Below are 13,853 nucleotides of genomic sequence, written 5' to 3'. Positions count from 1 at the left end.
ATGCCGATCGCCGCCGTGGTGTCCGTACCTGCTACAGCTGCGTGACGTCCAGGTCGCCGTCCGCGTACTGCTTCCGGATCACCTTCTTGTCGAACTTGCCGACGCTCGTCTTCGGGACGGCCGGCACGATCGCCCAGCGCTCCGGGAGCTGCCACTTGGCGATGCCGCCCTCGGTGGCGAGGAAGGCCTTCAGCTCCTCGTAGTCGGCGCTCGTGCCCTCCTTGAGGACGACGGTCGCGAGCGGGCGCTCGCCCCACTTCTCGTCGGGGACGGCGACGACGGCGGCCTCGGCGACGGCCGGGTGGCCCATGAGGGCGTTCTCCAGGTCGACGGAGGAGATCCACTCGCCGCCGGACTTGATGACGTCCTTGGCGCGGTCGGTGAGGGTGAGGAAGCCGTCGGTGCTGATGACGCCGACGTCGCCGGTCTTGAGCCAGCCGTCCGCGCTGAACTTGTCGTCGGGGCGGAAGGGCTCGCCGTCCGCGCCGCCGTAGTAGGCGCCGGCGATCCAGTTGCCGCGGACCTCCAGCTCGCCCGCCGACTCGCCGTCCCAGGGCAGGATCTCGCCGCCGGGGCCGACCAGGCGGGCCTCGACGCCGGCCGGGAAGCGGCCCTGGGTGACGCGGTAGGGCCACTCCTCCTCCGGGGTGAGCCCGGCCGGCGGGTGGGCCATGGTGCCGAGCGGGGAGGTCTCGGTCATGCCCCAGGCGTGACAGAGGCGGACGCCCAGCTTGTCGTACGCCTCCATGAGGGAGGGCGGACAGGCGGCGCCGCCGATGGTGACCTGGGACATCGAGCTGATGTCGCGGGGGTTGGCGGTGACCTCGGCGAGCAGGCCCTGCCAGATGGTGGGGACGGCGGCGGCGTGGGTCGGCTTCTCGCGCTCGATCATCTCGGCGAGCGGGGCCGGCTGGAGGAAGCGGTCCGGCATCAGCATGTTGATGCCGGTCATGAAGGTGGCGTGCGGCAGCCCCCAGGCCAGCACGTGGAACTGCGGGACCACGACCAGGGTCGTGTCCTTGTCGTTGAGGCCCATCGACTCCGTCATGTTGACCTGCATGGAGTGCAGGTAGATGGAGCGGTGGGAGTAGACGACGCCCTTGGGGTCGCCGGTGGTGCCGGAGGTGTAGCACATGGCCGCGGCGCTGCGCTCGTCGAGCTCGGGCCAGTCGTACGTGGTCGGGCGTCCGGCGATGAGCTCCTCGTAGTCGTGCACGCGCGGCGTGACGCCGTCGAGGACGGAGCGGTCGCCGGGGCCGGCGACGACCACGTGCTCGATGGTCGGCAGGTGCGGCAGCAGCGGCGCGAGGAGCGGCAGCAGGGAGCCGTTGACGATGACGACGCGGTCGGCGGCGTGGTTGACGATCCAGGCCAGCTGCTCGGCGGGCAGGCGCAGGTTGAGGGTGTGGACGATCGCGCCCATGGCGGGGATCGCGAAGTACGCCTCGACGTGCTCGGCGTTGTTCCACATGAGGGTGGCGACCCGCTCGTCGGCGGTCACGCCGAGTTCGTCGCGCAGGGCGTTCGCCAGCTGTCCGACGCGGGCGCCCGTCTCGGCGAAGGTGCGGCGCTGCGGCTCCGCCTCCCCGGTCCAGGTGGTGATGACGGACTTCCCGTGGATCCTCGTCCCGTGTTCCAGGATGCGGGTCACGGTCAGCGGTACGTCCTGCATGGTGCTCAGCACGGCGTCCTCCCGGTGGGCGCTACGTGGCAAAAGTGGTGCCCAGATTCTGCGCCCGTACCGCGCGGTATGTCACTACCCGAGAGTACTGAAATCGCCAGTGATTACTGGCGTAACTGAGGGTAACTCCACCCCTGCCCACCGGGACGGACGTGGCAAGGTGATCCGGGTCACCGTACGGGGGAGAGTTCCGGGTCCTCCCGGAGTTTGCCGAGCGCCCGCGAGACGGCGCTCTTGACCGTCCCGACCGAGACCCCGAGCACCTCGGCGGTCTGCGCCTCGCTCAGGTCCTCGTAGTACCTGAGGACGACCATCGCCCGCTGGCGGTCCGGCAGCTTCATCACCGCCCGCCACATCGCGTCGTGCAGCACCTGCCGCTCCGCCGGGTCGCCCTCCGGCAGCCCGGCCGGCTCCGGCAGCTCGTCGCCGCACGCGTACTCGTCGACCTTGCGCTTGCGCCACTGCGAGGTACGGGTGTTCAGCAGCGCGCGGCGGACGTAACCGTCCAGGGCCCGGTGGTCCTCGATGCGCTCCCAGGCCACGAAGGTCTTGGCGAGCGCGGTCTGCAGCAGGTCCTCGGCGTCCGAGTGGCTCGCGGTCAGCGAGCGCGCCGTGCGCAGGAGGACGGGGCCGCGGGCCCGTACGTACGAGGTGAACGACGGGTACGCGGCGAACGGCGCGGGTCCGGTGGCGGCCCGGCGGCCGGCGGCCGTGGAGGCGCCGGCGCAGACGGGGCCGGAAGGCGGCGGAGTCATGCTTCCACGCTATGAGCGGGCCCCCGTCCGGGGATCGGCCCCAGGTCCCGAACCGCACTCCCCCTCAGGTTGTAGGGGTGGGGATGGCTGGACCTCCTGAGGGTGGAGCCCCGGGGACGCGGTGTCAGGGTCCCCCGGGGCCGGGTGGGGGTCCGGGTAAGGGGCCGGGTAGGGGGCTGGGTGGGGGGTTCTCAGCGGGCCACGCGGGCGACCGGTGCGTCCACGACGCTGCGGTCGACGCGCATCCGCCGCCCGCCGTACGTCTCGGTGACGTTGCCGGCGTACTGGTGGATGCGGCCGTGCGGGCGCCAGGCCCGCGGGTGGAGGGTGCGCTCGGTGTCCAGCGCGGGCGGGACCCGCCAGCGCGCGAACCAGACGGCCGCCGGCAGGTCCTTCGTGCCCGCCGCACGCTCCCGCTCCATCTGCCGGATGCCGGTCTCGGCGCTGCTGTAGAAGCCGGGCAGATAGCCGAGCCGCCGCACCTCGCGGTTCCACGCCCGGACGAACCGCACGGTCGTCGCGGCGCAGCGGGCGTCGCCCGCGCGGTACGCCTCGATGTCCAGGTAGAGCGGGCTGCCGGCCGCGAAGCCGACGCCCCGGGCCGCCCGCACCGCCTCCGCGCCCTCCCGGGTGCCCTGGAGCCAGGGGCTGCGCCCGATCGCGTAACGCCGCTTGGCCTCGGCGAGCACGCACGGCGGCTGCGAGCCGACGAACAGCGGCAGCATCCGCCAGCCCTGCGCGTGCACGGCGGCGACCCACCCCCGGTTCAGCTCCCGCTGGGCGCGGCAGCCCCGGCCGCGGCCCCCGAAGTACACGCCGACGGCACGGTACGGGGAGGAGCGCCAGGCCCGCATCACGGCGAGGGACGGCGCCTCGCAGGTGTCGAAGGCCCGGCCGGTGAAGTAGCGGGGCGCGGCGGCGGGAGCCCCGGGGGTCCCCTCTCGCGCCGCGGTCCCGTGCGCGGGCGGGCTCCCTTGGGCGGGCGGGCTCCCGTGGGCGGGCGCGGTCAGGAGGGCGGCGGCCGCGACGAGGGCCATGGCGGTGGTACGGAGGGCACGGCGCGGCCGGCGGGGGCGGATCCGGGTGCGAAGGTCCGCCCGGGGCGAGGTGTTGCTCATGGCGCGAGTGAAGATCGCCCCGGCCCGACCGGCCACCGCTGACGCCGTGTCGTCAGCCGTCCGTGCCCAGGATCAACCCGGATGTGGGAACGCCGGTGCCGGCCGTCACCAACGTCCGGGACGCCCCCGGGACCTGGTTCACCGAGGTCCCGCGCACCTGCCGGACGGCCTCCGCGATGCCGTTCATGCCGTGCAGATACGCCTCGCCGAGCTGGCCGCCGTGGGTGTTCAGGGGCAGCGCCCCCGCCGCCACGAAGTCCGCCGCCTCGCCCGGCCCGCAGAAGCCGAACTCCTCCAGCTGCATCAGCACGAAGGGCGTGAAGTGGTCGTAGAGGATGCCGACGTCGATGTCGCCGGGCGCGAGCCCGGAGGTCCGCCAGAGCTGCCGGGCCACCACGCCCATCTCGGGCAGGCCGGTGAGCCCGTCCCGGTAGAAGCTCGTCATCGCCTCCTGATTGCGCCCGGCGCCCTGGGCGGCGGCCACGATCACGGCCGGCGGACGGCGCAGGTCGCGGGCCCGTTCGGCGGAGGTGACGACGATCGCCTGCCCGCCGTCGGTCTCCTGGCAGCAGTCGAGCAGCCGCAGCGGCTCGGCGATCCAGCGCGAGGCGGCATGGTCGGCGAGGGTGATCGGCTTGCCGAAGAAGTACGCGGCGGGGTTCGTCGCGGCGTGGCGGCGGTCGGTCACGGCCACGTGTCCGAAGGCCTCCGGCGTCAGCCCGTACGCGTACAGATAGCGCTGTGCGGTCATCGCGACCCAGGACGCCGGGGTGAGCAGCCCGAACGGCAGCTGCCAGCCGAGCGCCGCGCCCTCGGCGGACGGCTCGCGCCGCTGCACTCCGGAGCCGAAACGGCGACCCGAGCGTTCGTTGAACGCCCGGTAGCAGACGACGACCTCGGCGATCCCGGTGGCCACGGCGAGGGCGGCCTGCTGCACGGTGGCGCAGGCCGCGCCCCCGCCGTAATGGACGCGGGAGAAGAAGGACAGCTCGCCGATGCCGGCCGCCTGGGCGACGGTGATCTCGGGGCTGGTGTCCATGGTGAAGGTGACCAGGCCGTCCACGTCGGCGGGGACGAGCCCGGCGTCGTCGAGGGCCGCGTGCACGGCCTCCACGGCGAGGGTGAGCTCGCTGCGGCCGGAGTCCTTGGAGAACTCGGTGGCCCCGATGCCGGCGATGGCGGCGCGCCCGCCGAGCGCGTCGGGGGAGTGGAGGCTCATCGGGCGACCTCCGCCGTCACGGTGCCGGTGACGTGGTGGCCCAGGCTGTTGGCCCCGACGACCTTCAGGTGGACCATGGTGCCGTCGACCTCCGTGACGGTCCCGGTCAACGTCATCGTGTCGCCGGGGTAGTTGGGCGCGCCGAGCCGGATCGCGACCTTGCGGAGCACGGCGGTCGGGCCGAGCCGGTCGGTGATGTAGCGGCCGACCAGGCCGTTGGTGGTGAGGATGTTCATGAAGATGTCCGGGGAACCCTTCTCCCTCGCCAGCTCGGCGTCGTGGTGCACGTCCTGGTAGTCGCGGGAGGCGATGGCGCCGGCGACGATGAGGGTGCGGGTGATGGGGATGGTGAGCGGTTCCAGCTCGTCTCCGGGTGCGGGTGTCATCACGCCTCTCCCTCTCCCTCTCCCTTGGCGATCGTGTTGCCGAGTTCGGCGAGGAGTTCGGTGCCGCAGCCCAGGTACGCGTCGAGCTGCCGCCCCCAGAGGAAGTGCCGGTGGACGGGGTGGTCGAGGTCCGCGCCCGTCCCGCCGTGCAGATGCTGCCCGGCGTGCACGACCCGCTTCCCCGCCTCGGCGGCCCACCAGGCTGCGGTCAGCGCGTGCTCGGCGACCGGCAGGCCCTCGTCGTACCGCCACGCCGCCTCGTAAGCCGTGACCCGGATCGCCTCGGTGTCCATGTAGGCGTCGGCGGCACGGAGTTGGACGCCCTGGTTCGAGGAGAGCGGGCGCCCGAACTGCTCGCGTACGGAGGTGTACGCGACGGCGCGCGCCAGCGACCCGGCGCAGACCCCCGCCTGGAGCCCGGCGAAGGCGATCCGGGCGGCGGCGAGCACGTCCTCGTACGCCTCCGGTCCCGAGCCGCCGATCCGCTCCCCGGAGCCGGGCGGGAGCAGGGCACGCCCGGCGGCCCAGGGCGCGGTGAGTTCGACGGGCTCGACGGCGTCCGGGAGGACCGGGACGAGGTGGAGGGTACGGGTCTCGTCGGGCACCAGGACGTGGGTGGCGTCCCGCAGCCACGGGATCCAGCCGCCCTGACCTTCGTACGACGGGAAGGCGCCGGTCACGACCGTCGTACCGGCCCGCAGCCCGGGCAGCAGCCGGGCGCGCTGCTCCTCCGTGCCGTGCCGGGCGACGGCGAGCAGCCCGTACACCGCGCTCGCCGTGAACGGCACCTGCGCCGTCGTCCGCCCCTGCTCCTCGGCCAGCAGCACCAGGCCGAGCAGCCCGGTCTCCTCGACGGCCTCGACGAGCCCGGCCGCGCACAGCGCCTTCCACAGCTCGGCGTCCGAGCCGGTACCGGCGGCCGCGAGCCGCTCGTGGGTGGCGAGGTCGCCGAAGACGCGCGCGGCGAGATCGCGGGCGGCGGCCTGCTCCTCGGTGGGATCGAAGTCCATGTCAGTCCTCCTCGACTCCCGCTCGCCACATGGGCAGTTCGAGATCCTCGTCCACCTTCGCGAACTCCATCCGGACGGGCATGCCGATGCGGACCTTGTCGTACGGGACGCCGATGACGTTGCCGATCATCCGGACTCCTTCGGCGAGTTCGACGAGCGCGACGGCGTAGGGCGGGTCGAAGGCGGGGAAGGGCGGGTGGTGCATGACGACGTACGAGTAGACCGTCCCGCGGCCGCTCGCCTCGACGGTGTCCCAGGCGCGCGAGCCGCAGGCGTTGCAGCCGGGCAGCCAGGGGAAACGGAGGGTCGCGCAGTCGGCGCAGCGCTGGACGAGGAGGCGGTGTTCGGCGACGCCCGCCCAGAAGCCGGCGTTGTCGCGGTTGACGACGGGCCGGGGCCGCCGGGGTTTCGGCTCGGACTGCTGTCGGGCGGGCGCGGGGGCGGGGGCGTATTTGAGGACGCGGAATCGGTGCGTGCCGGCGAGTTCGCCGGCGGCGCGGATGTCCATGCGGGTGGTGATGAAGTGCCCGGTGCCGAGCTTGGTGGTCTTGCGCGGCGAGACGGACTCGATGACGGCGTCGAAGGTGATCGTGTCCCCGGGGCGGAGGGGACGGAGGTACTCCTGCTCGCAGTCGGTGGCGACGATCGAGGTGCAGCCGGCCGCGTCGAGGAGGGCGGAGAGTTCCTCGTACGCGCTGGAGCGGCCGGCGCCGTCCGTGGGGTGTCCGGAGAGGCCGCCCATGGTCCACGCCTGGAGCATGGTGGGCGGCGCGACGGCGTCGGGGCCGCGATAGGCGGGGTGGGCGTCGCCCATGGCCTCGCACCAGTGCCGGATCATCGGCTCGTTGACCGGGTCCTTGCCGACGGAGGCGGCGGAGGTGGTGCGCCCTTCGAAGACCTTGAGCGCCTCGTACAGGGAATCCGCCGATGGGGAATCTGTCGCTGGGGAATCCACCGCTGGGGAATCCGCCGGTTCCGGGCTCATCGCCGCCCCCTCCCCTTCATGCCGAGCCGCATCATGGCGACGATCTCGCGCTGCACCTCGCTCACTCCTCCCCCGAAGGTGTTGATCTGGGCGGCCCGGTTCATCCGCTCCAGCTCGCCGCCGTCGAAGGCGCCCGGCGAGCCGGTGCGGACCAGGGCGGCCGGACCGGCGATCTCCTGGCACATGCGGTAGACCTCGACGGCCGATTCGGTGCCGGCGAACTTCACCCCGCTCGCGTCGCCGGCTGCGAGCCGCCCGGCCCCCACATCCGCGACCAGGCGCCAGTTGAGCAGCCGGGTGGCGGCGAGCCGGGCGTGCGCCTCGGCGGCCCGGAGCCGTACCCAGGGCTCGTCGATCCGGCGGCGGCCGGTGCCCGGGTCGGGGGTGCGGGCGGCGCGGAGGGCGGCATCGTAGAAGTCCTCGGCCTGCATGCCGATGGCGGCGAGGGCGACCCGCTCATGGTTGAGCTGGTTGGTGATGAGTCCCCAGCCGCCGTTCTCGGGCCCGACGAGGTTTCCGGCCGGGACGCGCACGGAGTCGTAGTAGGTGGCCGTGGTGGTCAGCCCGCCGACGGTGTCGATGGGGGTCCAGGAGAAGCCCGGCGCGTCGGTGGGCACGAGGATGATCGAGATGCCGTGGTGGCGCGGGGTGTCGGGGTCGGGCGCGGTGCGACAGGCGAGCCAGATCCAGTCGGCGTTCTGGGCGTTGGAGGTGAAGATCTTCTGCCCGTCGATCACCCAGGAGTCGCCGTCCCGGACGGCCTTGGTACGGAGCGAGGCGAGGTCGGTGCCGGCCTCGGGCTCGCTGTAGCCGATGGCGAAGACGGCCTCGCCGCGCAGGATGCGGGGGAGGAGGGTGGCCTTCTGTTCCTCGGTCCCGTACTTCATGAGGGTGGGGCCGACGGTGTTGAGCGTGACCATGGACACGGGGGCGCCGGCCCGGTAGGCCTCGTCGAAGAAGACGAACTGCTCGTCGGGCCCGCGGCCCTGCCCGCCGTACTCCTCGGGCCAGCCGAGCCCCAGCCATCCGTCGGCGCCGATGCGACGCAGCAGGTCGCGCTGGGCGGCGGGGGCATCGCCGCCGGGGGGTGGGGGGCCGTCGGGCATCACGTCGCGGAAGTACGCGCGGAGCTCGGCGCGCAGCCGAAGCTGCCGTTCGGTCGGGGCGAGGTGCACGGCGACGACCTCTCGTAAGGTTTCTGACTATCCGTCAGATTCCTTCAGGCGACGGACCACTGTCAAGGAGCACGCGGCGCGCGGACCCACGGGCACGCAGACATAGGGGCGGACGAGGGCGCGCCGGACCCACCGGGCACACGCGCGCACGGACATACGGGAGCACGGACATACGGGAGCACGGACATACGGGAGCGGCCCGCACGGCCGGTACCGAAGTACCGCCGTGCGGGCCGCCGTTCACCCTGCCGTCATTCCCCCTGTCACCATCCCCCCGTCGGGCCGGTCACCACCACGGGAAGAAGTTGACGACCGCGTTGGACTGGTCGATGTGCGTGAAGGCGGAGCCGTTCACGCTCGCGGTGTTGTTCTGGTTGGAGGCGCCGGAACCGGTCGCCACCTGCTGGGTGGTGGTGGAGTTGCCGTGGTTGTTGCCACCGACACCGCTGCCGATGATCGTGGCGACGCTCGCATTCGATCCGTCGTTCGCGAATCCACCGTTGTCGGCCTGGGCCACCCCCGTGAACAGCGCGGCGGCGAGGGGCAGGGCGGCGGCAGCGGCGAGAACGCGGGCGGTACGGATGCTTGCCATGTCTGTTCCTCCAGGAACTGAAGCTCTGCGGCTGTGAAGCTCTGAACTGCGTCAACTACTGCATTCACCTGGGCAGTTGGCCGACCGCCCGGGTCGTTGTGCTCGACGTCGCGAGACCAGAGTTGCCCACCGAATCCCCGGCGAACCACCCCGGAGTGGTCGATTCCCTCGCAAGCGTGAGGACATGTCGATAAACCCCCTCAGCGAAAGGAACGGCGCAGCTCAGTCGGGGTGGAGCCGAGGAGGCCGCGCGTCGCAAGTGACGAAGCGTTTCGGCATCGTTCCGGTCGATCCACCCGCCACCGCCTCGATCCTTCAGGTCGAGCCCGGGATCGCCGGCTCCCTCTTCCCTTTATCGAACTTGTGTACGAAAATGAATCCATGGCCGCTTCTGCCCGGCAGACCGCCGCCCTGGCTCTCGCGCACGCCCTGACGGCGGCGGAGCGCGGGCTCCCCGTCATCCCCCTGTCCCGCACCAAGCTCCCGGCCCTCCGCTCTCCGCACCGGGGCGAACGGCAACCAGTGCCCTGCCGGGGCGAGTGCGGCCGGCCGGGCCACGGTGTGTACGACGCGACGACGGATCCGGCGGCGGTACGGGCGCTGTTCGCGGCGGCGCCGTGGGCGACGGGGTACGGGATCGCGTGCGGGCGTCCGCCGCACCGGCTGATCGGGGTGGACCTGGACGTACGGGAGGGCGGCCCGGACGGGGTGGCGGGGCTCGACGCGCTGGCGCGGCGGCACGATTTCGCCGTCCCGCCCACGGTCACGGTCCTCACCCCCGGCGGCGGCCGGCACCTCTGGCTGACGGGCCCGCCGGACACGGTGGTCCCGAACTCGGCGAGCCGCCTCGCGCCCGGCGTCGACATCCGGGGCGCGGGCGGCTATCTGGTCGGCCCGGGCTCGCTCAGCGCACGCGGCACGTACCGCCTGGCCCCGGGCACGGAGCACCTCTCACCGGCCCCGTGCCCGCCACCCCTCCTGGCCCTGGCGGCCCCACCGGAGCCCCCGCCCCCGCACCCGGCCCGCACCGGAACCGCCTCCGCCGCCTCCCTCACGGCCTTCGTCCTCGCCTCCCCACGAGGCCAGCGCAACACGCGCCTGTTCTGGGCAGCCTGCCGCGCCTACGAGTCCCCCGCACCCCCGCCGCTCCTGGCCGCCCTCACCCAGGCGGCCCTGGCGACCGGCCTGCCGGAGGCCGAGATCCGCGCGACGCTGACGTCGGCGGCGTCGATCACGGCGCGGACGACGATCGGCCCCTGAACGAAGTCGAACGACGCACCGCTCACGAACGGCGAACCGTTCGATCACCTCCCCGACGGAGAGCACGAACACCCCGTACCTCTGGCCGAGTACACCCTCACCGCCCCCGCGAACATCCGCCGCGTCGAGCTCGTGGAGGTCTCCTTCCGCACGACGTACGGCACGTTCCTGGAGGGCTACCCCCTGCGCCCCGATCAACGACAGGCTGCTCGCCGCCGCCCGTCTCCGCGCCGAACGCGCCTTCCACGGTTCCGGTCCACCTGATCCCGCAGTCGCGGACCCGCGAGGACACCCCCGCCGCCAGCGCCTTCGGCCCGGTCGAGCACCTCCCTCGGTCCTCTGCACGGCCCTCCTCCGCTCGTCCCCGGTCCACCCACCCTCCCGCCCCCGGACACCCCGCACACCGTCTTCCACGCCCTGGACTGGGACTCGTTGACGGAGGACTACGAGCTCCAGCCCCGGCACGCGCGCAGAACGGCCCCCGACCGGAAGTCCCGGTCAGGGGCCGTTCTGCATCTCGCGCGGTGGGTGTGGGATTTGAACCCACGGAGACATCGCTGCCTCGACGGTTTTCAAGGCCGGTGGGCACGCAGACGCCATTACCCTTCCCACCTGCCTCTTTCTTGAGTTCGGAGCGCTCAGAGCAAGCACTGGCCCGCGCATGGCCCGCAGAGGGCTGACCGCTCTCCTTGGAGGCATGGCGTGCCACCGACCTGGCTGGGTGTCCTCGACTACGGACCCGAGTCCGGGAGCGACGCTCCGGCTAGTCCATAAAGCCGAAGGCGCGCCCGGCGATACCTCGACACCCCGTCAAGTGCCAATGTGGTGTGCATCACTCCACGTTCAGCGAGAGGGCCCCTTAACTGGTGCAGACCAATCGGCCGGGCCAGCTGGCCACCAGATTCTGGGCGTCCCGCAAAGCGCCACCTGCCGAGACCGACGAAGCGGCATGGCACCGAGAATGGCCCCCCTGATGAGGGGGTTTGGAGTGTGCACCCGGGGCGGGTACCACCAAGTCGCACCAAGGAAACTGGGGGAAACTCGCGAGTAGCTAGCGGGCCGATGCCTTCGGGCCGGCTCCCGTTCTGCCGTCACTTCTTGTTGACGTCACGCCAGTTGACGCGGAGCACCGAGGAGCCGCCCGCCACGTCTCTCCGGACCCGGTAGAGTTCATGGTCAGCACCTCCATTCGAGTGGTTCTCGGTCGGCGCATCCGATCGGAGCCGACCGCTCCGAGAAGGGAGGTGTCGCGCATGGAAGCTACCCCGCCCTCGGGCGGGGAGGACCGGTACCGCAAGTTCGTCAAGCGGGCCCTGGGTTGGCTGACATTGCAGGGGCTCGCTGAGCTCATGCGTCGCCTGCTGCAGGACCTGTAATGACGAAGACCCCCTGCTGCAACAGGGGGTCTCGCGGAACCGAAGCTCCCTACGCCGGCCTCGTACCCCTGTTCTTGGTCTAGCTAGCCAAAGGGGTACGGGGCCACTCTTAGTTGCAGAGGCGCTCCTTGCACGAGTGCAAGGGTGCTCGCTGCGGACTACAAAGTCGCGCATTTCCGCTGGCGCATCCAGCGGTTGGGCCACTGTTTTACGATGATGCCCAGTTCAGCGCTTGTTGTCCACTGGAGACAAGCTCTGACGTGTCCAGTGTACGTGCCCCTAAATCAGTCCCTTGAGGGGCTTGGCCAGCAGGGAGAGACATGGCACGCGGCCTGACTCGCTTCGACCCGGAAGCCCTACGCACCCTGCGCGCCAGCTACGCGGATGGGGAAGGGGTCCCACGCCCCCTCAGCGCTGAGGCACTCGGTGCCATGGTTGGGGCCAGTAAGTCGCAGATCTTGGACTATGAGCACGGTCGCCACACGCCAGACCCCCAACGAGTCCTTGCACTGGCCGGCGCTCTCCGCGTGGAGCCTGAGCTACTGATGCAGCAAGAGGATCGCGAGACATGGGGCGTGGCTGACGTGCGCCGCGCGAGCGGACTGCGTGCGCAGGACATCCTCTCGGTCGTTGGAGTGTCGCCGAAGTCCTACCGACGCTTCGAGGTGCAAGGCATAGTTCCCGCACGAAAGCCGCGATTCCTTGACGACGTTGCCGCCGCCCTACGCATCTCGCACAACGATCTCGATAAGGCAGTAAGCAATATCCCCGCAGTAAGGGCGCGGCGAAGGAGATCGGTCCAGCTGATCTGGCGGCTGGCAGAGAGTTATGTATACCCGCCCGGCCTTTGGACGGGTCCGGCGGCAGATGACGCAGAGATCGCCGAGCTCGCCACGCTCTACGGACGTCCCGCACAGAGGATCCGTCGATTGCTTTCGTATTCGCTTCAGGAACTTCGCCACAAGTACCTGCGAATGCGAAGGGAAGAAATCATTGCACAGTACGACCCGGATCCATCTCGACAACAGCGCGCACATTCAGCCGTCGAGACGTGGGCAGATTTATTCAACAGAGACCTGCTCTTGATTCCGGACCATATTGAGCGATTCCATCGGAGTGCCCAGCTATCCGAGGGATGGCAAGCGTTGATCGACCTCTCAGATGCGGATGCCTACGGCACGGATGGACCTTGGGTTCTAACCGCTCTCCTCGCAAACCCACAGTCAGCGTCCGCTCTTCCCCCCTCCCTCGTCCGCCGACGGGACTTCCGAGGACTCCCTGGTCTGCAGCTTAGTGGCGCGGGCCGCGACCATGTACGCCGATTCGCCGACTTCTACGCGGTCCTGTTTCCCACCCTTCGCCGACCACGCATGCCGGGGCGTGGAAACACTAATGCTCGTCCGCTTAGATTGAGCTTTGGCGTAGGAGGTGACGCGCGACAAGAGCGACTCGCACTCCCACCCCACACCTACGAGCTCTTGAGCAAGCGGGCAGACGCCAACGGAAGTGTCACGCTGAATCTGGAACCGCAGACGCAGATCCTAATCAATCTCTCATCCATTCCTGGCACTGGTCCGGCTAGGCAGCCCGCGACAATCGACTTGTCCCCTCCCGACTAAACCCACCGTCAGGAACTCGCGTGCTTCAGGCTCGAATCCATTGACCAGCCTCTCAGTCGATCATTGGCGAACGGTCACAGACGGACCCGGAACGACGGGGATTTGATACTGGAGCTGAGACCACGATCACGAAGGCCGCAAAGGCGTACGGAACAGCTCCGGCGCTACCTGCCTACCCCGTGACCGCCACGTGCGACCCTGGCAGCAACCGACGCTCACGAAAGGGGGTGCCGTGCCGGAGGCCAGCCCGCGCGGAACCTATCTGCTCATCGCCGATGCGCTGCGAAAGGACATCGAGGAGGGGCTGGACGGAGACGCACTACCGTCCGAAGCCGCTCTCATGCGGACGCACGATGTCTCGCGCAACACCATCCGGCGCGCGCTCAAGACGTTGGAGGCGGAGAAGCTCGTCACCTCCGTCCCCGGCGCCGGCTGGCGAGTGTCCAGCAAGCCCATCAGGCCGCTCATCGACCGCATGACCGATCTGATCACGGAAGAGTCGCTGACGGTGGGCGACGCCTACCCGTCGGAGTCGAAGCTGTGCGAACGCTTCGGCGCCTCGCGTACGGCGGTCCGGCGCGCCCTCGCTCAGATGGAGGGAACCGGCCTGCTCGCCACGGTCCACGGCAAGGGCCGCACCGTTCGCGCTCTCCCGACGAACCTGGAGGATACGTAGC

Annotated in this window: 12 protein-coding genes and 1 tRNA gene; 3 read left to right on the top strand and 10 right to left on the bottom strand. The window is 70.8% G+C overall.

Going from position 1 to position 13,853, the window contains the following annotated elements:
• Positions 1 to 31: 31 nt before the first annotated feature.
• The 9 genes from AB0M18_RS27865 to AB0M18_RS27825 form a co-directional block, all read right to left on the bottom strand.
• A complete protein-coding gene (locus AB0M18_RS27865; protein WP_365762669.1) occupies positions 32 to 1,684 on the bottom strand; it encodes a long-chain fatty acid--CoA ligase in 1,653 nt (550 codons plus the stop codon).
• A 167-nt stretch (positions 1,685 to 1,851) separates the two neighbouring features.
• Complete coding sequence (locus tag AB0M18_RS27860) at positions 1,852 to 2,436, bottom strand: SigE family RNA polymerase sigma factor (protein ID WP_365762667.1); 585 nt, start codon at positions 2,434 to 2,436, stop codon at positions 1,852 to 1,854.
• A 191-nt stretch (positions 2,437 to 2,627) separates the two neighbouring features.
• A complete protein-coding gene (locus tag AB0M18_RS27855) occupies positions 2,628 to 3,554 on the bottom strand; it encodes a DUF1906 domain-containing protein (RefSeq protein WP_365762666.1) in 927 nt (308 codons plus the stop codon).
• A 52-nt stretch (positions 3,555 to 3,606) separates the two neighbouring features.
• Entirely contained in the window at positions 3,607 to 4,773 is a 1,167-nt protein-coding gene (locus AB0M18_RS27850) for a lipid-transfer protein (protein WP_365762664.1), read from the bottom strand.
• The gene (locus AB0M18_RS27845; protein ID WP_365762662.1) at positions 4,770 to 5,159 is read right to left on the bottom strand and encodes a MaoC family dehydratase; all 390 of its coding nucleotides are present in this window, start codon (positions 5,157 to 5,159) and stop codon (positions 4,770 to 4,772) included. Before AB0M18_RS27845 ends, AB0M18_RS27850 begins: the two co-directional genes overlap by 4 nt.
• A complete protein-coding gene (locus AB0M18_RS27840; protein ID WP_365762660.1) occupies positions 5,159 to 6,169 on the bottom strand; it encodes an acyl-CoA dehydrogenase family protein in 1,011 nt (336 codons plus the stop codon). Before AB0M18_RS27840 ends, AB0M18_RS27845 begins: the two co-directional genes overlap by 1 nt.
• 1 nt (position 6,170) lies before the next feature.
• Complete coding sequence (locus tag AB0M18_RS27835; RefSeq protein WP_365762658.1) at positions 6,171 to 7,154, bottom strand: bifunctional MaoC family dehydratase N-terminal/OB-fold nucleic acid binding domain-containing protein; 984 nt, start codon at positions 7,152 to 7,154, stop codon at positions 6,171 to 6,173.
• Positions 7,151 to 8,329, bottom strand: coding sequence for an acyl-CoA dehydrogenase family protein (locus AB0M18_RS27830; RefSeq protein ID WP_365762655.1), 1,179 nt, complete (start codon positions 8,327 to 8,329; stop codon positions 7,151 to 7,153). Before AB0M18_RS27830 ends, AB0M18_RS27835 begins: the two co-directional genes overlap by 4 nt.
• 286 nt (positions 8,330 to 8,615) lie before the next feature.
• Complete coding sequence (locus AB0M18_RS27825; RefSeq protein WP_265861292.1) at positions 8,616 to 8,921, bottom strand: hypothetical protein; 306 nt, start codon at positions 8,919 to 8,921, stop codon at positions 8,616 to 8,618.
• Positions 8,922 to 9,302: 381 nt separating this feature from the next.
• Between AB0M18_RS27825 and AB0M18_RS27820 the strand changes: the two genes are divergently transcribed.
• Positions 9,303 to 10,181, top strand: coding sequence for a bifunctional DNA primase/polymerase (locus tag AB0M18_RS27820; RefSeq protein ID WP_365762653.1), 879 nt, complete (start codon positions 9,303 to 9,305; stop codon positions 10,179 to 10,181).
• Between the two features lie 522 nt (positions 10,182 to 10,703).
• Here the strand turns inward: AB0M18_RS27820 and AB0M18_RS27815 are convergent.
• A tRNA-Ser gene (locus AB0M18_RS27815) sits at positions 10,704 to 10,794 on the bottom strand.
• Between the two features lie 1,083 nt (positions 10,795 to 11,877).
• On the opposite strand from AB0M18_RS27815, the gene AB0M18_RS27810 reads away from it, so the two are divergent.
• Complete coding sequence (locus AB0M18_RS27810; protein WP_365762651.1) at positions 11,878 to 13,176, top strand: helix-turn-helix transcriptional regulator; 1,299 nt, start codon at positions 11,878 to 11,880, stop codon at positions 13,174 to 13,176.
• 232 nt (positions 13,177 to 13,408) lie between these two features.
• Positions 13,409 to 13,852, top strand: coding sequence for a winged helix-turn-helix domain-containing protein (locus AB0M18_RS27805; RefSeq protein WP_365762649.1), 444 nt, complete (start codon positions 13,409 to 13,411; stop codon positions 13,850 to 13,852).
• Position 13,853: the final 1 nt, after the last annotated feature.

The organism is Streptomyces sp. NPDC051909, assembly GCF_040681095.1.
In the GTDB taxonomy this organism is placed as follows: domain Bacteria; phylum Actinomycetota; class Actinomycetes; order Streptomycetales; family Streptomycetaceae; genus Streptomyces.
The sequence above is the reverse complement of the archived record's forward strand: the minus strand, read 5'-3'. Positions and strand labels throughout refer to the sequence as shown.